We start from the raw sequence: 23072 nt of genomic DNA on the forward strand, positions 1-23072 counted from the left end.
TTATGCTCAACAAACGCCTTCTTATTAAAAACTTACTTGCTCACAATGATGAGAGCAGTTTTTATGATAAGAAACGGCAGTTGAATTTGCATTCTAAAGAAGGTAAAGCCAAGTTTTTGAAACACATTTGTGCCTTATCCAATTCCAATCCTTCTAACAATTCTTATATTGTGGTTGGGGTGGAAGATCAGGATAACGAAATTACGGGCGATGATTTTTTTGACGACAGTCGCATTCAGAATTTAGTGAATGCCTATTTAGAAAATCCACCTAAGATTCAATACGAAAATGTGCCTTTTCCTAATTTGCCAAAGGATAAAGTGGTTGGCTTGGTAACTATCAAACCCAAATCGAAAACTTCTTCTTTCAAGAAAAACATTCATACCATTCTTGCCCATACGGTTTTTGTTCGTCGGGGCAGCAATTCTACTCCCACAGAAGATAAAATTCCGTATTCCAAACAAAATATTGAAACGGTAATTAGCATTGAAAATAACTCTCGGAATAGCATTGCTCATACGTTGGACGGTGTTATTGATTTTGTAAATAATCGGCACAAAGACATGCCGTCAAAATATAAAGTTTTCAAAGAATTATTTGTGATTTGTTGGTCGGGAATTCCTAAAAAAGTACGCGATAAAACCTTCTTTTCCAGAGTAGATATCGAACTCATCAACGAGCAAGTAAAACTGTTTTATTCGGCACAAGATGAAGTAGAAATATTTTATGATGAAAATACATTTACCATTATTGAATACGTGCCACTAGGGTTGAACGACAAAACAAGTTATTACCCATTAGAGCAACAAAAGATTTCTTTTTATGATAATGGTTATTATAAAATTGAGACCGAAATGCTCTTTGAGCCTCCGCAATACAACCGAAAAGTATTGTTTCATATTTATAATTCTACTTTGAGTTTGCTAAATAAATTACAAAAAGGATTTGAACTTACAGATCGGGAAGAACTAGATTTGGTAAATGTTGCGTCCACCTTAATGCTCTGCTACCTCAACGGATTTGAAGATGCCAAACAAAAATTAATTGATGCCAAATCTTTATTAAAACAGCATGAAAATAGAACAGTTTATGTCAATTTCAAAGAAGTGATGCGCGTTTTAAGGAAAATGAAGTATGGTGGAAAATAATAATTGATGCTATTTGAGTTACTTTTGCAACAGATTTTAAAATAAAAATGAACAGAACATTAGTAATAGGCGACATTCATGGCGGTTTGCGGGCAATACACCAAATTATGGAGCGCGCAATTGTAACTAGCAAGGATACTTTAATCTTTCTAGGAGATTATGTAGATGGTTGGAGTCAATCGCCACAAGTGCTAGATTTTTTAATGGATATAGGAACGAAACAAAATTGCATCTTCCTTCGGGGTAATCACGATGAATTGTTGTTGGATTGGTTAACTGGAAATACCGAAAATATTAACGAAACCATGTGGTTTAAACATGGTGGGGAAGCAACAGTAACTGCATATGCAACTGTTTCGGAAGCCAAGAAAAAAGAACATATTATTTTTTTAAAATCCTTGCAAAATTATTATCACGACGAGCAAAACCGCTTGTTTATTCATGCTGGTTTTACCAATATGAATGGTGTTACGTATGAATATTTTCCGAAATTGTTTTATTGGGATCGAACCTTGTGGGAAACTGCTTTGGCATTAAACGAAGATTTAGATAAAGACAGTTTCTTTTATCCAAAACGATTTACTTTATACGATGAAATTTATATTGGGCATACTCCTGTAACCAGAATAGAACAAGTAACACCAATAAAAAAAGCATGTATCTGGAATATAGATACTGGTGCTGCATTTAAAGGCCCATTGACCATTATGGATATTGAAACTAAAGAATTTTGGCAAAGCGAACCGCTTCCTCAGTTATATCCAACGGAAAAAGGGAGAAATTAATGGGGTTCTAGGTCTTAGGTTCTAGGTCTTGGGTTCTAGGTCTTGGGTTCTGGGTTTTGGGTATTGAGGTTTTGTTTTTAATATTGAGATTGATTTTTAATATTGAGATTGATATTGAATTGAATTTCTATATTTGTATTATTAAAATTAAAAAAAAATGAAAAAAATTATTATTCTATCGTTTATCTTAATTTCCTCTTTTGCCAATGCTCAAGCTTATAAGGGTAAAGGAGATGTAAAATTTCAGGTTGGAGCCAATCTTCAAAAATGGGGTTCTGGTATTTCGGTTTCTACCGATTTTGGAATAGGTGAAAACATGTCTTATGGATTTTTGGCATCCTATTTATTAAATACCACCGATATTTATGGAACGCCTAAATTTGGCGACAGAGTGGATATAAAAGCACGTTTTAATGCCAATTTAGGTAATGTCTTTAAAATTAGTGATAAGGCAGATATTTACCCTGGTTTGGATTTAGGATTGCGTAATTTTGGTGCACATCTTGGTGCGCGCTATTTCTTTACCGATGGTTTTGGCGTTTATTCTGAAGCTGGATTTCCTATCGCAAAATATAATACAAATCCAAGTGGATACGATTATTTAAACAATCAATTTGTTTTTACTATTGGTGCTTCCTTTAATTTATAATTAAATAAAAAAACAAAATGAGTGTGGTTACAGAAAAAAGATTGAAAGACAGAAGTGGTTCTAAATGTGAAATCAGCGGAAGCGATGAAAATTTGGTACTTTATATAGTGGCTCCAAAAACCGAAGCAACTCCAGAAAACTGTATTTTGATTACAAAGTCGTTAAAAGATCAAATTGAAAATCCAGAAACTACTTTTGCCAATGACTGGCGTGGTTTGAGTGACAGCATGTGGAATGAGAATCTTCCGGTGCAAATTGTTTCTTGGAGAATGCATGCTCGATTGAAAAATATGGATATGTTAGAAATGATGTATCTGGATGAAGATGCTTTGGAATGGGCAAAAGCCACTGGTGAAGCAGATGATGATGAAGGAAAAATTGTTCACAAAGATTCTAACGGAAACACTCTTTTAGACGGGGATTCTGTGGTATTAATTAAAGATTTAGATGTTAAAGGCGCTACTTTCACTGCTAAACGTGGTGCTGCCGTTCATAATATTAAATTAGTTTGGGACGATGCTACTCTTATTGAAGGACGCGTGGAAGGACAACATATTTTTATTTTAACGCAATACGTTAAGAAAACGAAGTAAGGTTTAGACACGAATTGCACGAATTTTCACAAATGGAAATAGGTTGTGATTACACAAATAAAAAGCGTCCTGAGATTCAGGACGCTTTTTCTATACACTATGTTCTTATAAGTTTTAGACACGAATTGCACGAATTTTCACAAATGGAAATAGGTTGTGATTACACAAATAAAAAGCGTCCTGAGATTCAGGACGCTTTTTCTATACTCTATTTTCTATACTCTATTTTCTCTAAAATCTACAAATCAAATTTTATTCCTTGTGCTAAAGGTAAACTTGTAGTATAATTAATCGTGTTGGTTTGTCTTCTCATATAGGCTTTCCAAGCATCTGAACCGGACTCACGGCCACCACCAGTTTCTTTTTCGCCACCAAAAGCACCACCAATTTCAGCACCAGAAGTTCCGATGTTTACGTTTGCAATTCCACAATCAGATCCTGCAACTGATAAAAAGGCTTCTGCTTCCCGCAAATTGTTGGTCATAATTGCAGAAGATAAGCCTTGTGCAACACCGTTTTGAATGGCAATAGCATCGTGCACATCACCAGAATATTTTATGAAATATAATACCGGTGCAAAAGTTTCGTGTTGTACGATTTCGAAGTCATTTTTTGCTTCGGCAATGGCTGGTTTTACATAACAACCACTTTCGTATCCTGCTCCCGAAAGAACGCCACCTTCTACAAGGATTTTTCCACCTTCAGCAACTACTTTTTCTAATGCTTGATTGTACATTGCAACGGCATGGGTATCAATAAGTGGTCCAACGTGGTTGTTTTGATCTAACGGGTTTCCAATTCGTAACTGTCCGTAAGCGCCAACAATAGCGTCTCTTACTTTATCGTATATACTTTCGTGAATGATTAATCTTCGGGTTGAAGTACAACGTTGTCCTGCAGTTCCTACTGCTCCAAATACTGCTCCGATAACCGTCATTTTAATGTCGGCATCTGGGGTTACAATAATAGCGTTGTTTCCACCTAATTCTAACAGGGAGTTTCCTAAACGAGCCGCACATGCTTGGGCTACAATTTTACCCATTCGGGTAGAACCTGTAGCAGAAACTAAAGGAACACGCTTATCGTTAGTCATTAATTCTCCTACTTTATAATCGCCATTGATTAGGCAAGAAATTCCTTCTGGAAGGTTGTTTTCTTTTAATACTTCGGCAATAATATTTTGACAGGCAATTCCGCAAAGAGGTGTTTTTTCGGATGGTTTCCAAACGCAAACATCTCCACAAATCCAAGCCAATGCAGTGTTCCAAGCCCAAACGGCTACTGGGAAGTTAAATGCCGAAATAATTCCGACTACTCCTAACGAATGGTATTGTTCGTACATACGGTGTCCTGGGCGCTCCGAGTGCATGGTTAAACCGTGCAATTGACGCGAAAGACCTACTGCGAAATCGCAGATGTCGATCATTTCTTGTACTTCACCATAGCCTTCTTGAAGGGATTTACCCATTTCGTAAGAAACAAGTTTTCCTAGGGCTTCTTTGTTTTTACGTAATTTATCTCCAAACTGACGCACAATTTCTCCACGTTGTGGCGCTGGCATTAGTTTGAAGGTTTTAAATGCTTCGGTAGCGGTTTGCATTACTTTTTCGTAATCTTCGGGTGTAGTAGTTTTTACTTTTCCTATTAATTGACCGTCTACTGGAGAGTAACTTTCAATAATAGGGCCATTAGAAAAATGATTGTTTCCGGTTGAAGTTCCTTCGTTAATGGCTTTTACGCCTAAAGTTGCTAGTGCTTCCACCATTCCGAATTGTTGTGCAATTGTTGCCATTGTATATTTTTTTAGTTTTGTTCTTTAGATTTTAAGCAAAAATAGTAGATTATTTTGAATAATTGATAATTTAGGTGGTATCTTGATTAAGTAAACGTTTAGACACTAATTGCACGAATTTGCACGAATTGGGTTGGTGGTGAAATTTCACAAATTGTGTCTAGGCAAGGTAAGATTGGGGTTTTCATTTCTATTCTTCTCCTGCAAGGTCTTTTTTGGACCTTGTAGGTGTTAGAATACTTTGAAATTATATACCTACAAGGTTTTGGAAACCTTGCAGGAATTACAAAGGCATTTCTCTTTTCATAGATAATAATGGGGATGTTTTGATAAAAAAAGTTGACACGAATGGCACTAATTTGCACTAATTGGGTTGGTGGTGAAATTTCACAAATTGTGTCTAGGCAAGCTAAGATTGGGGTTTTCATTTCTATTCTTCTCCTGCAAGGTCTTTTTTGGACCTTGTAGGTGTTAGAATACTTTGAAATTATATACCTACAAGGTTTTGGAAACCTTGCAGGAATTACAAAGACATTTCTCTTTTCATAGATAATAATGGAGATGTTTTGAAAAAAAAGTTGACACGAATGGCACTAATTTGCACTAATTGGGTTAGTGGTGAAATTTCACAAATTGTGTCTAGGCAAGGTAAGATTGGGGTTTTCATTTCTATTCTTCTCCTGCAAGGTCTTTTTTGGACCTTGTAGGTGTTAGAATACTTTAAAATTATATACCTACAAGGTTTTGGAAACCTTGCAGGAATTGGAAAACTATTAAGATTTATGGTTGTTTTATTTCGAATGGTTGTTTTAGCCCAGATGGAAATGGAAAGCCCGGAACAAAAAAAGCAAGGATTTCTTGTTTTAAAAAAGCGACCAACGGAAGCTCTTTTTACAACAATAGAAATACTGCTTTTTTTGTGAGGACTTGGAATGTACAGCTGGATTGGCTTCTAAAAACTATCTTTATCTACAAATTTTGGGTTGGTTTCCATGATGGTGCCGCAACTTTTGCAGGTTCGTTTTTCAAGGGAATTATAGTATTCTTTGAAATGAGGAAGGAAATCTGTTTCTATATCGTGCAATTCAAAGTAGGCTTCGTGGAGTTTGTGGTTGCAGTTTTCGCAAAACCACAATAAGCCATCGGTGAATCCTTTTCCGGCTCGCTTTCTTTCTATGACTAGGCCAATGGAGTTTTCGGTTCTACTTGGTGAATGGGGGACTTTGGCAGGTAAGAGAAACATATCACCCGCAGATAAGTGTATGGCTTTTTTTTGTCCGTCTTCTTGTATATAAACGGTAATGTCACCTTCGAGTTGGTAGAATAATTCTTCCGTTTCATTGTAATGGTAGTCTTTTCGGGCATTAGGACCTGCAACGACCATAACGATGTAATCGCCTGAATCCACATAAAGATTTTTGTTTCCAACTGGGGGAAGCAACAGATGACGGTTTTGTTCTATCCATTGGGGTAGGTTGAACGGTTTTGGAATTGCCATGCTTATTATTTTTTTACGAATTTACTAAAAATAAAAAAGGTTAGCTTGCACTAACCTTTAAAATATTTTTTATTTTGTTTGTTTTATAAGGTAGATATATACCGGAAAGTGGTCGCTAAAACCCACCTCATTAATGGAGTGTCGCAGCGGATAGCCTTTATACTGCCCGGTGGTTTGTATCATATAGGGTTTGTTGTAAATTCCGGCTTTCCAATATCTAAAAGAGGAATAATCTGGATTAACAAATTGTTGGGAAACCATGATTTGATCGAATATATCTCCGGCATCTCTATAAAACAAAGAGGCATTTCCTTCTTTTGCCATTTGTTCAAATGGGTTGTAGATGTCGCCTGCTTCTTTTAATTCGGTTTTTTTAAGCTTAGCTCCAATGCCAACTTTAACGCTTCGGTTGTAAGACCCGTCGTTCAAGTCGCCCATAGTAAGAATTTTAGCATTTGGGTTAATTTTTACTAAGGAATCAATGATTTTTCTATTTAAAGCTCCGGCGGCTTCACGAAAAGGAGAACTTCTCTTCTCACCACCTGAACGAGAAGGCCAATGGTTTACAATTATATTAATTTCTTCGCCGTCTAGAAAACCAGTAACTAATAATTGGTCGCGGGTGTATACCCTTTCGGAAGTAAGTTCAACTTCGGATTTGTCATCTGAAGCATCGTCGGTTTCGTGCTTTCTTTTTGCTGTAGCATCTAGCTGTTTTCTATAAATAATCAGAGGAACATTTATAGAACTAGTTACTTTAAAATGTTTTTTTTGGTATAACAACGCCACATCAATACCTCTTTTATCTGGAGAGTCAAAATGCACAATACCATAATCATTGAGGAGCATTTTTGGTTGTTTTACTAAATCTTCAAGAACGCCACGATTTTCAATTTCGCAGCCTGCAATTAATACTGGGGCTTTTGGATTATCGGTAGTTCCTATTTCAGTAAGTACTCTGGATAAATTTTCTAGTTTTTGGTGGTATTTATTGGACGTCCAGTTTTGAGCACCGTCAGGCAGCCATTCTTCATCAATATTTGCATTATTGATGGTGTCAAACAAATTCTCAAAATTATAAAAAGCTACTGTGTGCACAATATAGCTTTTTGTTTGTGCATTAATCTTAGTTATTGCTATTAAAGTAAGGAAAAGAAGAATTAGGTTTTTAATTTTCATAGGTTGTATATTATTTTAATATCAAGTTTTTACAAACTTTGCACCAAAAGTAGTATTTTTATTAAAATAATGTACATTTGCAGGCTGTTAAGTTTTTATTAACATTTCAGTAATACGAAAAATTAATTTAAATCAATTTATGAAAAAGCATGTCATTAGTTTGTTATTTATGATGCAAGTTTGTTTTGTTTTTGCACAAACGGGAACTGGTTTCTCTGGGAAAGTGGTAGATTCAAAGACACAAAAACCATTACAAAATGTTGTCGCATCGTTACAAAACAGTAATTTAACTCAAATTACAGATGTCGAAGGTAAATTTATTTTTAATTCTGTTGCTGTAGGAAGCCAATTGTTGGTTGTGAAAAGCACGGGATTTAAAGATTTATTATTGTCCGTAGAAGTTACAAATGGAAAAATCTTAGATTTAGGGGTAGTTGTTTTAGAAGAAGACATTACCCAAGAACAACAATTAAGTTTAATTACCATTACCGATAATGATCTTGGTGATGACAATAGTGGTTCCGAGAGTACCTCGGGATTATTACAAGCGTCTAGAGATGCTTTTCAACAAGCTGCAGCTTTCAATTGGGGGCAAGCAAGATTTAGAATTCGTGGTTTAGATAATGAATATGGTACTACGATGCTGAACGGTATTTCGATGAATAAAATTTATGATGGAAGACCTCAATGGGGAAACTGGGGTGGATTAAACGATGCCACACGTAACCAGGAGTTCACAATGGGTTCTGCCGCTTCTGATTATACTTTCGGTGGAATACTTGGAACACAAGAAATCAATACAAGAGCTTCTATTTATAGAAAAGGTTCTAGAATTTCATTTTCTGGAACTAATACCAATTACAATTGGAGAACAATGGGAACTCATGTTTCGGGAATCAATTCTAAAGGATGGGCATTTGTGGTTTCAGCTTCAAGAAGATGGGCACAAGAAGGCTATTTTGAAGGAACAGACTACTCTGCAAACTCTTTGTTTGCTAGTGTTGAGAAAAAAATTAATGAGCACCATTCGTTAAATTTTACTTCTATTTATGCACAAAATTATAGAGGTAAAAATTCGCCAAACACACAAGAGGTTACCGATATTGCAGGTATAAAATATAATTCCTATTGGGGTTATCAAGATGGAGAACAAAGAAATTCAAGAGTTAAAAATCTAGTAGAGCCTATCAATATGTTAAGCCATTACTGGAAAATTACTCCTAAAACTAATTTAAATACTAATGTTGCTTATCAAACTGGTTCTATTGGAAATAGTCGTTTAGATTATCAAGGTCAAGACAATCCAGATCCAACTTATTATAGAAGTTTACCAAGTTACTACACTACCCTATTTGACGATAATGGGGTTTATATTGGAAATAGCCCATTAAATATTACAGAATCTAAACAAGCGAAATTCCTTACAAACAGACAGTTAAACTGGAATGAATTGTACGACATCAATAGAAATAGTACTAATGGAAATAGCTATTATACTTTGTATGAAGATAGAACTGACGACAAACTTTTCACTGCCAACTCTATTTTATCTTCGCAATTAGCCGATAATATTATTGTGAATGCAAGTGTGAATTTCAAAAAGTTAAATTCTCATAATTTTCAAAATTTATTAGATTTATTAGGTGGTAACTACTTTTTAGATATTGATACTTTTGGAGCTGGTAGCCAACAACAAACCGACTTAAACAATCCTAACAGAACTGTTGGAGAAGGAGATAAATTTGGATACAATTACAAACTATTAGCTACTACTTTAGACGCATTTACACAATTTAAATTTACTTATAAAAAAGTTGATTTTTATGTAGCGCAAAGCTATACTCGAACAGATTATCAAAGAGATGGATTGTATAAAAATGGATATTACCCAACTAATTCATTTGGAAAAAGTAATAAAGTGGAATTTGATAACTTCGGTTTTAAAGGAGGTTTAACTTACAAAATAACTGGTAGAAATTTTATTGACTTTAATGGTTATTATGCTACTAAAGCTCCAAGTATGAAAAATACCTTTCCTAATGCTAGAATCAACAACAATGTATTCCCTTCATTAAAAAGTGAAACCATTGCAAGTTTAGATGCAAGTTACATCATTAAAACGCCAAACTTAAAAGCTAGAATTACAGGATTTTATTCTTATATAACTGGATCAACAGAAACTTCATTTTTCTTTGCAGACGCAATTGACGATGGAGACGCTACTAATTTAGACAGTTCCTTTGTTGCAGAAACAATTAACGGTTTAAACAAGAAAAACCTTGGTTTAGAAATTGGATTAGAATACCAAGTTACTAAAACCATTAAAGCAACATTTGCAGGTTCTTATGGAGAATATACTTATGATAGCAACCCAACAGTTCAATTAAATATTGATAGCCAAGCTAGTGCAACCAATACTTTTCCAGTAAGAGATTATGGTGTTGCTAACTTGAAAAATTACAAACAACCTGGAATGCCACAAACTGCTGCTGCAGTAGGAATTGAATATAGAGATCCAAAATATTGGTGGATTGGTGCAAATGCAAATTATTTAGGAAATAGTTATATTGATGTTGCGCCAATTTTAAGAACACAAGCGTTTTTAGTTGACCAATCTTTTGGGAATGGTTCAACTCCTTTTTATGAAGCAACTCAAGAAAGAGTGGATGCATTGTTAAAACAAGAAAAATTTGACCCTTTCACACTAATTAATTTAACGGGAGGAAAATCTTGGAAAGTAGGCGATCAAACTTTTGGCTTCTTTGCAAGTGTTAATAATGTATTTGATGTAACCTATAAAACAGGAGGTTTTGAACAAGCAAGAAACTCAAGTTTCCGACAGTTGAATCAAGACTCAGGACATATTGACACTACAACTAATCAGTATGTATCGCATACACCTTCCTTTGGACCTAAATATTTTTATGGTTTTGGAAGAACTTATTTCTTAAACTTATACATTAACTTTTAATTTAAAAACATGAAAAAAACAGCATTATATACGTTTTTAGTTATTGCAGGTCTTACAACTTTAACAAATTGTACGAGTGATAACGATGTTGAAAACGCAAGAGTTAAAACTACATTATTTGTAGAAAACTTTACAGACAATACCGACGGGACAATATTGAATACTACTGGCTGGACTAATTTTGCTCAAGTAGGAACTAAAAAATTCACCGAAGAAGTGTACTCAGGAAATGGTTATGCTGAATTTACTTCCTATGGATCAAGTCAAGCCTCTAATATTGCTTGGCTAATTTCCCCAGGATTTGATATGAATAAACAAGATGGTGAAAAATTAGTTTTTCAAGCAGCTCATGCTTATTTAACTTCTGTAGATAATTCTTTAGAGTTAATGGTTTCAACCGATTATGATGGAAACATAGCCAACTTTAACCAATCCAACTGGTTGAGTTTGCCTGTTACTACTCCAACACCAAGTAATGATTTTTACGAATATGTAAATTCTGGAGAAGTTGATTTATCAAAATACAACGGAACTCTATACTTTGCATTTAAAGTTAAAGGTTCTGGAACTAACACGGCACTAGACGCAACCTATCAAATTGATAACATAAGACTTTATTACTAAAACTATGAAAAAAATAATCTCCTCAGTAGCCATCCTTGCGCTTGTATTTAGTTTTACAAGTTGTGTAGAAGATGACACCAATATGGACAACACCGATACTGGTATTGTTACTTATGAACTTACTGCAACCAAAACAGTTCAGCAAATTGTAACCTTTAACAACACTTCTTTACCAGTTGCTTATACTGCAGATGATGTAATTGAAGCTTATGTTACCTCTTCAGATGAAACAGGTTCTTTTTATAACACAATTTGCTTTCAAGACATTGCAACTAACACATCGCAAGCTGTTGGCTTAAGTGTAAGTGCTAATTTTTCTTCTTATGCTAAAGGATTTACGCCAGGAAGAAAAGCTTACATAAAACTAAAAGGTTTGTATACCGCTGTAGTGGATGGTTCCCTAAAAATAGGAACGTTATACAATGGATCCATCGGTAGAATTTCGGAAAACGAATGGCAAAACTACCTTTTCCCTTCGGCTACTAAAGTTTCGGAAAACAATATGGCAAGAACAGTTTCATTAACAACTGCTGCAACTAATGCAAACTTGAATACATTAATTGAAGTTGATAATGTACAATTTGCTGATGGTTCATTAGCTCGCACTTATTTTGATGTTGATTCAGGTGGAGGCGCAACTAACCACAATATTATTGATATCACTGGAGGTACCACAAGATATTTTAGAGTTAGTAAATATGCTCTTTTTGCTTACCAAAATGTCCCATCCGGAAGAGGTAAAATTAGAGGTGTAATGACAAAATATGGTGCCGATTTTCAGTTTGTTGTAAGACATCAAAATGATGTTAAATTAACTGGTGCGAGAAGTTATACTCACGTTGGAAGTTTATCAGAAAATTTTGAAAGTGCTGCTGTAAACCAAAAAGGTTTTGCAAACTATTTAAATTTTGCGACTTCTGGAACTAAAGATTGGATTGTTAAATCGGTAAACGGAAGTAAATGTATACAAATGTCTGCTTATGGTGGCGCACAAGAAAGCAATAAATCCTATTTTATTGTTCCAGTAGATTTCACAGCCGCTAATGCTTTGACATTTCAAGTTGATGCTGATTTCTTTAGTACTGCTTTTGGTTTAAAAGTTTACAGAACAACTAATTATGTTCCTGGAGAAAAACTTTCCAATGCAACCTTATATGAAATTTCATCTAGCTTTACTTTTCCAACAGCTAGTACTACGTCTTTCACATCTGCAGGAACTTACACTATTCCAACAACTGTTCAAGGAAATGGTTATTTCGTTTTTGAATATACCGGAAGTAACATAGCTGGTTCTAGTTTACAAACTACTAATTGTAATATTGATACTATTGTAATTAACTAGTACTAATTACTTTATTCGATTATAAAAAAGGGCTTCTAATATTGGAAGCCCTTTTTATGTTTTTTATAAATTAACAAACACCTTTATTGTGATGAAAAACTAAAAAATACGATTGGATTTATTGAAAAATTAAACCAATTATATTCAAAAAACTAACGTTTACTAATCCTATAAGTACGTTTACTAATTCATTACAATTTAATTAATTTCAATTGTGTACTTTTATCCTATGATAAAAACCATTATAGTTGATGATGAGTATAATGCTCGAGAGTTTTTAGAACAACTTTTGCTGCGGTATTTCCCGGGGAAATTTTTAGTACTAGAAAAATGCGAAAGCGTAGATGCTGCAGAAATAGCAATTGAAAATTTCAATCCTGAGTTGGTTTTCTTAGATATTCAAATGCCTAATAAAAATGGCTTTGAGTTATTAAAATCCTTAAAAAATATAAATTTTGAAGTGATATTCACAACAGCACATTCCGAGTTTGGAATCCAAGCTGTAAAAGCAAGTGCTTTAGATTATCTTTTAAAACCCATTGGACACCTTGATTTGTTAGAATCAGTAAAAAAATACGAAAACAAGCTAAATAAAGCTTCCCAACAAGATCGATTATTATTACTTATAGAGAACATAGGTTTTGGAAGTTCGGAGTACCATAAAATAGCTTTCCCTACAGACAAAGGGTTTGAATTTGTAAAGGTAAACTCTATTCTATATTGTGAAGCCGAAAGCAATTATACCAAAGTTGTACTTTTAGAAGGAAACATAATTACACTCTCCAAAACCCTAAAAGCGGTTGAAGAACTTTTACCTACTACTATTTTTAATAGAATTCATAGAAGTTACTTAGTGAACAAAAACTACATAAAGCGATTTAATAAAACAAATGATTATTTTGTAGAATTAACCAATGGCGAATCGTTACCTGTTTCGGTCCGAAAAAAAGAAGACTTCATTCATGATATTACCCAAAAAAAATAGTTTTCTTTTTGTTGTACTATTTATTATTACTACAGCAATTGCTCAAAACATTCCAAGTAAGAACATTACTATAAATCATGGTTTGCCAAGCAATGGAATAAAATGTTTTTTTAAGGATAGCCGAGGATTGATGTGGATAGGAACCGAAGCAGGATTGTGTTGCTTTGATGGAACAAATTATAAGATATACAACGAAACCAACGGATTAAAATATAGTGAGGTTTGGGCTATTGCCGAAGATAATGAAAACAACTTATGGTTATCTATTTACGGAAATGGACTTGCCAAATTTGATGGAAAAAAGTTCACCTACTACGATAAAAAGGACGGGTTAATTAATAACTGCATCCGAAAAATTGTCTATTCTAAAAAACATAATTGTTTAATTTTAGGAACCGAAAACGGACTAAGTCTTTTTGATGGTAAACACTTTAAATCTTTTCTTAAAAAAACAAAAAAAGATAATACCCAATTTCAAGTAGTTGGAATAACAGAGGTGGATGATAAAATTCTAATAACTACTTCATTCGATAATGCATATCGCATCTGTTTCAATAAAAATATCCAAAAGGCAAGTTTAAAGTTGGAATTTAAACCAGTTGCAACTTACTCTGCTTTTTATTTTAATAAGGGTTTTTACGGAGGTATTGGGCAATTTAATATAAAAAATTTAAATACTACTACTGAAAAAAGTTATCCTTGCCCCGTTATTTGGGATTATGCCAAAGACGACACAAATACTATATATGCAGCTACTTGGAATGTAACCGACCCAAGCGGGGGCTTGTTTCAATTTTACAATAATCAGTTAACCGATATTACCCAACGAGCCAATATAACCTCCACTGGTTTATGGTGTTTGTATTATGACAAACAAACCAAGCAACTATGGGTTGGCTCTATTGATAAAGGAATTTTTATAGTAGATTTAAGTAGGCAAAAAATGACCTTGGAGCCTAATTTTTTTGGATTAAAAAACCTTGAAATTCAATGTTTTTTCAACGATTCTTTAAATAATACTTGGATTGGAGCTAGAGACAACATCATCATCTTACATAAAGATTTAAGCTTTACTAAATTTAATTCCAAACAACTTTGGAATAAAATCGATACCTATTTCCAGCATTACGGACTTGCTCCCCTTACCATAGAATACTATAATCGCTATAGAAAAAGGAATAGTTTTACCTGTTTTAATATTGTTTCCGATAGGGAAGGATATATTTGGGTAACCTCCACCTTTGGAATATTCTGTTTCGACAAAAATTACACCCTTCGCTATTTTAATTTTACCGATGGAGGACACATTGCTTTTGACGCAAAAGACCAACTCATCTATGGGCGAATGTATACCGACATTTATTTAATTCCTAAAAAATTTGATAAATTAAATTATTTACAGCTATCCATTAAAGATGAAAACATACCAACGGATATTATCAAAATTGTTAGAGATGGTGAAAAATTATGGTATGCCTCCTATTCTAGCGGTGTCTTTCTTTATGAGAGGGATACGTTTTATTCGTTAAACCTTCATAAGCAATTTGATGAAAAATGTATTAAAGACATTAGTATTAATGATAAAGGAGAGTTAGTTATTGGCACCAACAGTGGCAGGGTTTACATTTGCAAATGGGCAAACCAAAAATTACAAATTCTTCACAGTTACCAACCAATTAAAGACCTCTACGGAACCTCTATTTCATTTATAGAACAATCTAATGGGTGTTATTTTATCGGAACCAATAAGGGCATAAATATTATCAAAGATCATAAATTCATAAAACTCATCAACCAGTCAGAAGGAATTAACGACATACAATTTATAGATTGTAACAAAGATAAAAATGGCGATTTATACATTGCAACTAGCAACAGTTTGCTTTTTTTAAAGGTAAAAGAATTACTTGCGAAAGAAAACACACCGACGTCTATTACAATAACCAACATCAAAGTAAACGGGACAAATTACCGCAACAATACTACCGATTATATTTGGGGAAATTACATTCCAAATAAACTAAAACTAGATTATGATCAAAATGATGTAGAACTGATATTCAATAATTACAATCTACTAAATGCAGGTAAAAATGTATTTCGGTATAAAATTGTAGGGCTAGCTGATTATTGGAGTAACTTTGATAGTGCTAATAAAATTCAATTAAGGGGAATTCCAAATGGAAAATTCCAACTACTTATTACAGGCAAAAACACTGGTACTGGAGTACAGTTTCAAACCAAAACACTTACCATAATTATTACACCACCCTTCTGGAAAACGTGGTGGTTCAGTATTAGCTGCATCCTAATAACTCTAATCCTAGGTTTTATAAGTTATAAAAAAAGGATTCAATACATTGCGCAACAAGAGCATAATAAAAGTGAAGTTCAAAGACGTTTGTCTGAAACTAAAATGGAAGCTCTGCAAAGCCAAATGAATCCGCATTTTATATTCAATGCAATGAATTCGATTCAGAATTTTATCATAAAAAACAATGTAGATGAAGCCTTGAGTTATATGTCTGAATTTTCTAAATTAATCCGACAAACATTAGACAATTCATCCCAACCCCGAATTAGCCTTGAGAAAGAAATACACTATTTAAAAACCTACATCCAATTAGAAAACATGCGATTTAAGGTAGCTATTGCATTCCGTCTTAATATAGCTGAAGAAATAGACACTTACGCTATAAAAATTTCCCCAATGCTATTACAGCCCTTTATAGAAAATGTATTTGTACATGCTTTCGATTCATATTCAAAAAACCCAACTTTAGAGGTCACTTTTCAAATAAAAGACACCCTATTACTTTGTGAAATTAAAGACAATGGAAAAGGAATCTCCAAAGAAAACCTAAACCTCCTTCATGCTTCCAAAGGCATAGCATTGGTAAAAGAACGCTTGGGTTTATTGCAACACAATGCGACAGAACCTATCACTATTAGTTCCACTCCAAACCAAGGAACTATCATTATCCTAAAGTTAGAATTAGATAATTAATTACGCTTACTTGCCAAATTACTACGCTAACTAATTCATGGATTTGAATTGTTTTATTTGATTTAGTTTTGGGGTTAATCTTACAAACTAAATCAAAAATGAAAAATAAACATTTATCATTTCTAGTTATAACACTAATTATACTAATGTCATTTACAAGAATTAGTACTACTTATCAAACCGAATGTGTTTCAATACAATCCGATGGGTATATCACTATAAAGATTTGGGATACTAAAGCTGGGAAATCCTACAAACCAGAACAATCAAGAAAAGATGCTGTTCATGCACTATTATTTTCAGGAATTTCAGGAAGTAAAGGCTGTACTACACAAGAACCTTTATTGAAAAAATCAGATGATATTGAAAATTTTCAAAAAATTGAAAAAGAGTTTTTTAGCAAAAATGGCATATGGGTACTATACACAAGAAGTTCCTCAACCGAAACAACATTGCCTGAAGTCATTGGCGAAAAAAACTGGAAAGTATTTCAAGTAGCTATTTCTAGAGATGCATTAAAAAAATATCTTGAAGAACAAAAAATAATTAAATCACTAAATACTGGATTTTAAAATGAAAAAAAATATAACCCTTTTAGCTATTATTTGCTTTTGCGTAAATTCATTTAACACTCATGCGCAAGCAAAAAAACCAACATTAATCATTCTTCCTAGTGATAACTGGTGCACACAACGTTATTTCATGACTGAATTTGATAACCAAGGAACAAAACAAAAAGTTCCAAATTACAAACAAGCTTTCCAAGAGGATACTGAGATTGGACAAGTAATTTCTAAAATTGGTGGTCTTCTTGCAAAAGATTTTCCCTTAAAAAAAGCGGAGGATGAACTAAGTAATATTGAATCTAGGGCTGCCGAAGACAATATGACTACCAATAAATCAACTGGTTCCTATATAGCAGAAAGCCAATATGATAAACTTCGAAAAAAAGCAAAAGCAGATATTATTATAAAAATTTGGTGGAAAGTAAATCCATCTAGTTCTGGAAAAATTATTGCTTTTGATATTGAAGCCATTGACGCATACACTAGTAAACAAATAGCGGCATCATCAGGATTTAGCGAACCTAATAGTACCGATATAGTTCCAGTAATATTAGAAAAGGCAATCTTAAATCATATTGAGCCTTTTAAAGCGCAGTTGCAAAACCATTTTGATGACATGTTTGCCAATGGAAGAGAAATTTTAATTACTATTAAACGTTGGAATTCTTGGGATAAAACTTTAGAAACAGAAATAGATGGAGAAGAGATTACAGACTATATTAATAAATGGATGCACAAAAATACAGTGCAAGATAGATTTAATATGTCGGATGCTACTGAAGATGAAATCCGTTTTGAACAAGTGAGAATCCCTCTTTATAATACAGAAAATCAATCTATAGATGCAAGAGAATTCACTAAAGCATTACAAAAATATTTGAAAGCATCACCATTTAACTTTGAAGTCAAATTGATGACAAGAGGATTAGGAGAAGCAATATTAGTTCTTGGAGAAAAATAAAAATCGAATTATGAAAAAATTATTGTTTACGATATTAATTGCTTTACATATAACAAATAGTAACGCTCAAGAAGTTATTAAATTAGATGATTTCGGTAGAATTGCATTAAATACATATGTAAGTAATGATCTAAAAATTCCGCTTGAAGCAAAAAACCAATTAGAAATAAAATTAAAACAAATTGCTAGTAAATACGGTATGGCAGGAACTGCCGCTAATCCTCGTTTTATCTTAACAGCATCTGTTTCAATTACAACCAAAGACATTGTTGCTGGTCCTCCACAAATGATTGCTCAAAATATGGACATAACATTATTTGTAGGTGATGCCATTGAAAATAAAGTTTTTGCTAATACCATAATTACTTCAAAAGGAGTTGGTACAAATGAGAACAAAGCTTTTATAGATGCTATAAAACAGATTAATGTTCAAAGTAAAGACCTCAAAGCTTTTTTAGAAGAAGCAAAAACAAAAATTGTTTCTTACTATGCAACACAATGTGATTTTATAATTAACAAAGCGGAAGCTTTAAAAGGGCAAGAAGCCTATAATGAAGCTTTATACAATTTAGCGTTAGTACCAGATATTTGTAAAGATTGTTATTTTAAATGCTTAAATGAAATGAGCATTGTCTACGACTTAAAAATTAATAGTGAAGGCAAAAAACTGTTAGATAAAGCTATAACAACTTGGGCTGCAAACCCAAATCAAGAAGGAGCAAATGAAGCTACCGAATTTATAAAACAAATTAACCCCAAATCGAAATGTATTCCTGATGCTTCTAAACTACTCAAAAGCATTAATTCCAAACTAATTGCAGATGAAAAAGAAAGAGTAAGAAAACAAGAAGAATACGAAAAACGCCAACAAAAAATTGATGCAGAAAACGCAAAACTACAAGCTGCTTTAGAAAAAGAAAGAATCAATGCCTACCGCCAAATTGCAGTGGAATATGCTAAAAACCAACCAGCAGTTATTTATAGAAATATTTATTGGTATTAAATAAAATAATAAAATATGAAAACACTACAACAAAAAAAAGACTGCATCAAAAACGTGTTAAGTACTTATCAAAATCAATTGTCAGAACAAATTGAAAGCTTAAACGAAGTTTCAGACCAAGATGAATATGACAATTTTATTACAGAAATAACTACGCTACTAGCTAAATCGCATAAGGATTTATTAGCAAAAATACAGCTGTGTCAAAACACAAATGGCCCTTCTGAAATTCAAGAGTCAAACATTAATTAAAAATCAACAATGAGAAAAATTATTTATATACTATTATTGCTATCTTTTTTCACCTATGCAAAAGCAGGTGATAACAAAACCGTTACATTGATTGTATCCGGTCAAGGAAAAACTCAAGACCAAGCAAAACAAAGTGCATTACGCAATGCTATTGAACAAGCTTTTGGAGCGTTTATTTCATCTCACACAGAAATCGTTAATGACAATTTGATTAAGGATGAAATTATATCTGTTAGCAATGGCAATATTCAAAAGTATGAAATTATTTCAGAAGCAGAATTACCTGATAATTTGGGTTATACTTCAACTCTAAAAGCAACAGTTTCTATTTCTAAATTAACCAGTTTTTGTGAAAGCAAAGGAATGCAAATTGAAATAAAAGGTTCACTATTTGCTTTTAATATAATTCAAAAACAACTTTCCGCCTCTAACGAAGCTAAAACATTGGATGAATTAGTCTCAATTGCTATAAATATTGCTCCTAAAATGTTTGATTATTCTATAGTATCTTTTGAACCATATAAGATAAAAAACCCTTATAATTCATATGAAAGAAGATATTTCGAATTTGAAGAAAACAAAAAACAATATTGTTTGCCAATAAAGATAAATGTTTCAATAAATAAGAATTGGGATGAGTATTGTAAATTATTAGAAAAAACTTTATTGGGTTTGGCTATGAGTAAATCAGAATTAGAGGATTGTAAGAAATTAAATATTTCTTATTACCCTTTCGATATATTAATAAATAAAAAAAATTATGCTGGGAAATATACATTTTATAATAATGTAATATTAGAAGATAATAGCCAAGATAAATTATCACAGGATGTCTATGATGGAATTGTTTGGGAAGAATTAAACGAAGCGAATACTCGTGATTATGATAATTTTTACAAAAGTAACCGTTATGCTATTTTAGCTAATGGATTTGAAAAGGGTAATTATGATCTAAACCAAGCATATTTTAGAACTAATATTAAAGACATATTAAATAGAATTAATCGTTTTATTAATAGTGAGGCATTTAATTACATTATTCACAACCAAACATCTAATAAAATAAATGCAAAAAATTGGAAAGTTCTATTTTCTCCAATAAGCTTAATAAATTTAAATGAAATGGGGTACAATAAATTAGTTGATAAATTCATTTCGTATGATAATAAAGATTTTAGAAAAAGGCGTGATATGTATGCTCCTGTTTCTTATGTTAATATACTAAACGAAAATTCAATTATTATACAACATATAAAACCAGATACTATTATTGGTTTTGCGTATTGCAGTCCTTTGTTTAATTTAGATGAAATAAAAGAATTAAATAAATTAGAAGTAAAACATAAATAATTTGACAAGATTAAAAAATATAAATTCTTAAATAATTACAGAACATGTGTGAAAAGCTAATATTAATCTTAAAAGACAAACTAGAAAATTTAACTATTGAATTGTATGGTCACGTAACAATTGTCGAAAGTGTTAGGATGATTTCTGCCAGTTTAGATAATCTTTTAATAAGATTAATCCAAAACAATTGTTTGACTGATGAACAAGAAAATGAGTTAAGATTACTAATTAATGAACTAAATAGAGCAGTTTTTCTTGAAAATTTCTCTACAATTAATTTCACAGAACAACAAATTAGAAAAATACTATAAATTTTAAAAACCAGAATTAATATGAAAAAAATATTGATTATTACTATATTTTCTATTTGCAACTTAATTGTTTATGGGCAAAAAGAAAAACAGAACGAGATTTCATTAACAGTTATAGGTGAAGGCAAAACAAAAGAAGATGCAAAAATGAATGGTTTAAGAAATGCTATTGAGGGAGCGTTTGGTACTTTTATTTCATCAAATACAAGTGTATTAAATGATGAGCTGATGAAAGATGAAATATCTTCGATTTCAAGTGGAAATATAAAAAAATATGATATAATTTCAGAAACTCAAATGCCAAATGGATATTATAATAGTGTTATAAAAGCAATTGTTTCTTTAAATAAACTAAACACTTTTTGTAAAAATAAAGGGATAGAAGTTGAATTTAATGGTAATTTATTTAATTCAAATGTTAAGATTCGTGAATTAAATAAAAAAAATGAAGAACATGTTATTGAAAATTTATGTGAAATAATAAGTAACGCATCAAATAAAATTTTCGACTTTAGTATTGATGTTTCTGAACCAATAAAATATAATAAAACTTCAGGACGTGATCCAGATGATCTATGGATAGTTCCGATGTTAGTTACTTGCAAGGCAAATAAAAATATTCTTAACGTTGAAAAACTTTTATATAAAACAATACAAGAAATTTCTTTAACCGAGGATGAAGCATCTGATATTAAAAAACAAGGTTTAGATGTTAAAGCAATAATGTTAGGCAAAGAAAGTAACGCTTATTACTTAAGAAGTGAACATTCTTTTACACTACTCCAGAATTTATTTACTAAAATTATTCCTGTAAAATCACTTAATTTTCAAATATCAAATGGAATTAGAAATTATAGTGCATTAGAAATTCTTAGCTCTTTAAAAACTAAGACTACCTATTCTCAAAGGAATGATTTTAATACCACAAATAAATTTCAATCAAATCCCAATAATGATAATTTTATGGATATAAATTATCCAATTTTTAATATAATACCCATTGGCAATTTGGAGTTCTCAAGTGGTGTTTATAAAAGCCATCTAGAACAAGAACAAAGATCTTTGTTGTATAGTATACAGAGCAGTATTAAAAATATTACAAATAAAGATATATCAATGCTTCCAAGCTCAATTGATGATAGCCATGAAAGTGAATATGCTAAACATATTTTAATAATTGATTTTAAAGATGCTTTAAAAACAGAGTATAAATTTGGATTGAACAATAGATTAACTATTGAACAATTAGGTAAAATCACAAAATATAAAATTGAACCAGTAAATCAAAAAAAAAATGAATAACATTGATGTATTTAATAGTTTTTGGAATGATTATGAAATTTTATTTAGAGATATTTGGAATCGAAATTCTGATGATGAAATTTTAGAAAAATTAATATATGATTCAAAAGATATTTTTATTAAAAATACGATACAGATAACAGGTGTAGAATTTACATTAGTAGAAGTAGAAGAGATTAACGAAATAGTCGAAGAATTTTTTAAATCTTAAAACTGTATGAAATCAATTTCTAAATTAATTGTCTTTATTTTATTTCTAAATATTTCTTTTCATTCCTATGCACAAGGATATAATGAAGACAAAACTTCAATGACAAATTTTTTAAAAAGGATGTACACTAATGCTCCATTTGAAGGAGTTAAAGTTGTAGAAGATTATGATAATAAATATTTCATATCAGTTATTTCTTTAGAAAAAGCAAAATATACCAGTCAAAGCATTATGATGAGAGTAGCACAGGTAAAAGGGCAATCTCAGGCAAATACATTTTTTAATGGTTCCACTATTTCATCTGATTTGGTTATTAAAACCACAGAAGAAAAGCAAAAAGGAGCTACCGAGTCAAAATCAACTGTAGAAACAATTGAAACCATAAAAGAAAACTCAATTGGATTTGTTAGAGCCATGGAATTACTCACAAACTTTGAAATAGAAGATGGGAAAAGGGTTCTTTTTATTTATTTTAAAGAATTGAAAAATGAATGATTAACATTTATTTTATTGTCCCAGATTACTATAAAATTATTTAAATAC

Annotated in this window: 21 protein-coding genes; 18 read left to right on the forward strand and 3 right to left on the reverse strand. The window is 32.1% G+C overall.

All coding sequences use genetic code 11. The annotated features are described in order from the left end of the window. The first annotated feature begins 2 nt into the window (after positions 1–2). The 4 genes from ACIQ2J_RS00580 to ACIQ2J_RS00595 all read left to right on the forward strand — a co-directional run bounded on the left by ACIQ2J_RS00580 (position 3) and on the right by ACIQ2J_RS00595 (position 3175). Positions 3–1148, forward strand: coding sequence for an ATP-binding protein (locus ACIQ2J_RS00580; protein WP_396165429.1), 1146 nt, complete (start codon positions 3–5; stop codon positions 1146–1148). 47 nt (positions 1149–1195) lie between these two features. Then, entirely contained in the window at positions 1196–1933 is a 738-nt protein-coding gene (locus ACIQ2J_RS00585; protein ID WP_396165432.1) for a metallophosphoesterase, read from the forward strand. Between the two features lie 157 nt (positions 1934–2090). Next, positions 2091–2582 carry a DUF6646 family protein gene (locus ACIQ2J_RS00590; RefSeq protein WP_396165434.1) on the forward strand — a complete coding sequence of 164 codons (492 nt, stop codon included), beginning with the start codon at positions 2091–2093 and terminating at the stop codon, positions 2580–2582. Positions 2583–2599: 17 nt separating this feature from the next. Continuing rightward, positions 2600–3175, forward strand: a complete 576-nt coding sequence (locus ACIQ2J_RS00595; protein WP_396165437.1) for a PhnA domain-containing protein — start codon at positions 2600–2602, stop codon at positions 3173–3175. Between the two features lie 238 nt (positions 3176–3413). On the opposite strand, the gene ACIQ2J_RS00600 is transcribed toward ACIQ2J_RS00595, so the two are convergent. From ACIQ2J_RS00600 to ACIQ2J_RS00610, 3 genes are all read right to left on the reverse strand, one after another. Further along, complete coding sequence (locus ACIQ2J_RS00600) at positions 3414–4967, reverse strand: aldehyde dehydrogenase family protein (RefSeq protein WP_396165439.1); 1554 nt, start codon at positions 4965–4967, stop codon at positions 3414–3416. Positions 4968–5919: 952 nt separating this feature from the next. Next, positions 5920–6465 (reverse strand): 3-hydroxyanthranilate 3,4-dioxygenase, encoded by a 546-nt coding sequence (locus tag ACIQ2J_RS00605; RefSeq protein WP_396165442.1) that lies wholly within the window; start codon positions 6463–6465, stop codon positions 5920–5922. 69 nt (positions 6466–6534) lie between these two features. Then, entirely contained in the window at positions 6535–7644 is a 1110-nt protein-coding gene (locus tag ACIQ2J_RS00610; RefSeq protein WP_396165444.1) for an endonuclease/exonuclease/phosphatase family protein, read from the reverse strand. Positions 7645–7783: 139 nt separating this feature from the next. Here ACIQ2J_RS00610 and ACIQ2J_RS00615 point away from each other — a divergent pair, with 139 nt between their 5' ends. The 14 genes from ACIQ2J_RS00615 (at position 7784) to ACIQ2J_RS00680 (ending at position 23024) form a co-directional block, all read left to right on the forward strand. Next, positions 7784–10615: a carboxypeptidase-like regulatory domain-containing protein gene (locus tag ACIQ2J_RS00615; RefSeq protein WP_396165447.1), complete on the forward strand. Its 2832-nt coding sequence runs from the start codon at positions 7784–7786 to the stop codon at positions 10613–10615. Between the two features lie 9 nt (positions 10616–10624). Then, a complete protein-coding gene (locus ACIQ2J_RS00620) occupies positions 10625–11239 on the forward strand; it encodes a choice-of-anchor J domain-containing protein (protein ID WP_396165449.1) in 615 nt (204 codons plus the stop codon). 4 nt (positions 11240–11243) lie between these two features. Next, positions 11244–12581: a DUF5689 domain-containing protein gene (locus tag ACIQ2J_RS00625; protein WP_396165452.1), complete on the forward strand. Its 1338-nt coding sequence runs from the start codon at positions 11244–11246 to the stop codon at positions 12579–12581. Positions 12582–12810: 229 nt separating this feature from the next. After that, on the forward strand, positions 12811–13566 hold the full coding sequence (locus ACIQ2J_RS00630; RefSeq protein ID WP_396165454.1) for a LytR/AlgR family response regulator transcription factor: 756 nt from the start codon (positions 12811–12813) through the stop codon (positions 13564–13566). Continuing rightward, positions 13544–16573, forward strand: coding sequence for a sensor histidine kinase (locus tag ACIQ2J_RS00635; protein WP_396165456.1), 3030 nt, complete (start codon positions 13544–13546; stop codon positions 16571–16573). Before ACIQ2J_RS00630 ends, ACIQ2J_RS00635 begins: the two co-directional genes overlap by 23 nt. Positions 16574–16671: 98 nt before the next feature. Next, positions 16672–17145, forward strand: coding sequence for a hypothetical protein (locus ACIQ2J_RS00640; RefSeq protein WP_396165458.1), 474 nt, complete (start codon positions 16672–16674; stop codon positions 17143–17145). A 1-nt stretch (position 17146) separates the two neighbouring features. Next, on the forward strand, positions 17147–18100 hold the full coding sequence (locus ACIQ2J_RS00645) for a DUF6175 family protein (RefSeq protein WP_396165460.1): 954 nt from the start codon (positions 17147–17149) through the stop codon (positions 18098–18100). A 10-nt stretch (positions 18101–18110) separates the two neighbouring features. Further along, complete coding sequence (locus ACIQ2J_RS00650; RefSeq protein WP_396165462.1) at positions 18111–19103, forward strand: hypothetical protein; 993 nt, start codon at positions 18111–18113, stop codon at positions 19101–19103. A gap of 15 nt (positions 19104–19118) precedes the next feature. Continuing rightward, positions 19119–19355 carry a hypothetical protein gene (locus tag ACIQ2J_RS00655; protein ID WP_396165464.1) on the forward strand — a complete coding sequence of 79 codons (237 nt, stop codon included), beginning with the start codon at positions 19119–19121 and terminating at the stop codon, positions 19353–19355. A 9-nt stretch (positions 19356–19364) separates the two neighbouring features. Beyond that, positions 19365–20705, forward strand: coding sequence for a hypothetical protein (locus ACIQ2J_RS00660; RefSeq protein ID WP_396165466.1), 1341 nt, complete (start codon positions 19365–19367; stop codon positions 20703–20705). Positions 20706–20749: 44 nt separating this feature from the next. Continuing rightward, positions 20750–21016, forward strand: a complete 267-nt coding sequence (locus ACIQ2J_RS00665) for a hypothetical protein (RefSeq protein ID WP_396165468.1) — start codon at positions 20750–20752, stop codon at positions 21014–21016. 21 nt (positions 21017–21037) lie between these two features. Beyond that, positions 21038–22318 (forward strand): hypothetical protein, encoded by a 1281-nt coding sequence (locus ACIQ2J_RS00670; protein WP_396165470.1) that lies wholly within the window; start codon positions 21038–21040, stop codon positions 22316–22318. After that, positions 22311–22529, forward strand: coding sequence for a hypothetical protein (locus ACIQ2J_RS00675; protein ID WP_396165472.1), 219 nt, complete (start codon positions 22311–22313; stop codon positions 22527–22529). The genes ACIQ2J_RS00670 and ACIQ2J_RS00675 overlap by 8 nt, the downstream gene beginning before the upstream one ends. 6 nt (positions 22530–22535) lie before the next feature. Beyond that, entirely contained in the window at positions 22536–23024 is a 489-nt protein-coding gene (locus ACIQ2J_RS00680; RefSeq protein WP_396165474.1) for a hypothetical protein, read from the forward strand. Positions 23025–23072: the final 48 nt, after the last annotated feature.

This window comes from Flavobacterium sp., from assembly GCF_044357305.1.
Classification (GTDB): Bacteria; Bacteroidota; Bacteroidia; order Flavobacteriales; family Flavobacteriaceae; genus Flavobacterium.

Coding starts and splice junctions, on each gene's coding strand:
- ACIQ2J_RS00580 (WP_396165429.1), top strand. CDS start 3: ATGCTCAACAAACGCCTTCTTATTAAAAACTTACTTGCTCACAATGAT.
- ACIQ2J_RS00585 (WP_396165432.1), top strand. CDS start 1,196: ATGAACAGAACATTAGTAATAGGCGACATTCATGGCGGTTTGCGGGCA.
- ACIQ2J_RS00590 (WP_396165434.1), top strand. CDS start 2,091: ATGAAAAAAATTATTATTCTATCGTTTATCTTAATTTCCTCTTTTGCC.
- ACIQ2J_RS00595 (WP_396165437.1), top strand. CDS start 2,600: ATGAGTGTGGTTACAGAAAAAAGATTGAAAGACAGAAGTGGTTCTAAA.
- ACIQ2J_RS00600 (WP_396165439.1), bottom strand. CDS start 4,967: ATGGCAACAATTGCACAACAATTCGGAATGGTGGAAGCACTAGCAACT.
- ACIQ2J_RS00605 (WP_396165442.1), bottom strand. CDS start 6,465: ATGGCAATTCCAAAACCGTTCAACCTACCCCAATGGATAGAACAAAAC.
- ACIQ2J_RS00610 (WP_396165444.1), bottom strand. CDS start 7,644: ATGAAAATTAAAAACCTAATTCTTCTTTTCCTTACTTTAATAGCAATA.
- ACIQ2J_RS00615 (WP_396165447.1), top strand. CDS start 7,784: ATGAAAAAGCATGTCATTAGTTTGTTATTTATGATGCAAGTTTGTTTT.
- ACIQ2J_RS00620 (WP_396165449.1), top strand. CDS start 10,625: ATGAAAAAAACAGCATTATATACGTTTTTAGTTATTGCAGGTCTTACA.
- ACIQ2J_RS00625 (WP_396165452.1), top strand. CDS start 11,244: ATGAAAAAAATAATCTCCTCAGTAGCCATCCTTGCGCTTGTATTTAGT.
- ACIQ2J_RS00630 (WP_396165454.1), top strand. CDS start 12,811: ATGATAAAAACCATTATAGTTGATGATGAGTATAATGCTCGAGAGTTT.
- ACIQ2J_RS00635 (WP_396165456.1), top strand. CDS start 13,544: ATGATATTACCCAAAAAAAATAGTTTTCTTTTTGTTGTACTATTTATT.
- ACIQ2J_RS00640 (WP_396165458.1), top strand. CDS start 16,672: ATGAAAAATAAACATTTATCATTTCTAGTTATAACACTAATTATACTA.
- ACIQ2J_RS00645 (WP_396165460.1), top strand. CDS start 17,147: ATGAAAAAAAATATAACCCTTTTAGCTATTATTTGCTTTTGCGTAAAT.
- ACIQ2J_RS00650 (WP_396165462.1), top strand. CDS start 18,111: ATGAAAAAATTATTGTTTACGATATTAATTGCTTTACATATAACAAAT.
- ACIQ2J_RS00655 (WP_396165464.1), top strand. CDS start 19,119: ATGAAAACACTACAACAAAAAAAAGACTGCATCAAAAACGTGTTAAGT.
- ACIQ2J_RS00660 (WP_396165466.1), top strand. CDS start 19,365: ATGAGAAAAATTATTTATATACTATTATTGCTATCTTTTTTCACCTAT.
- ACIQ2J_RS00665 (WP_396165468.1), top strand. CDS start 20,750: ATGTGTGAAAAGCTAATATTAATCTTAAAAGACAAACTAGAAAATTTA.
- ACIQ2J_RS00670 (WP_396165470.1), top strand. CDS start 21,038: ATGAAAAAAATATTGATTATTACTATATTTTCTATTTGCAACTTAATT.
- ACIQ2J_RS00675 (WP_396165472.1), top strand. CDS start 22,311: ATGAATAACATTGATGTATTTAATAGTTTTTGGAATGATTATGAAATT.
- ACIQ2J_RS00680 (WP_396165474.1), top strand. CDS start 22,536: ATGAAATCAATTTCTAAATTAATTGTCTTTATTTTATTTCTAAATATT.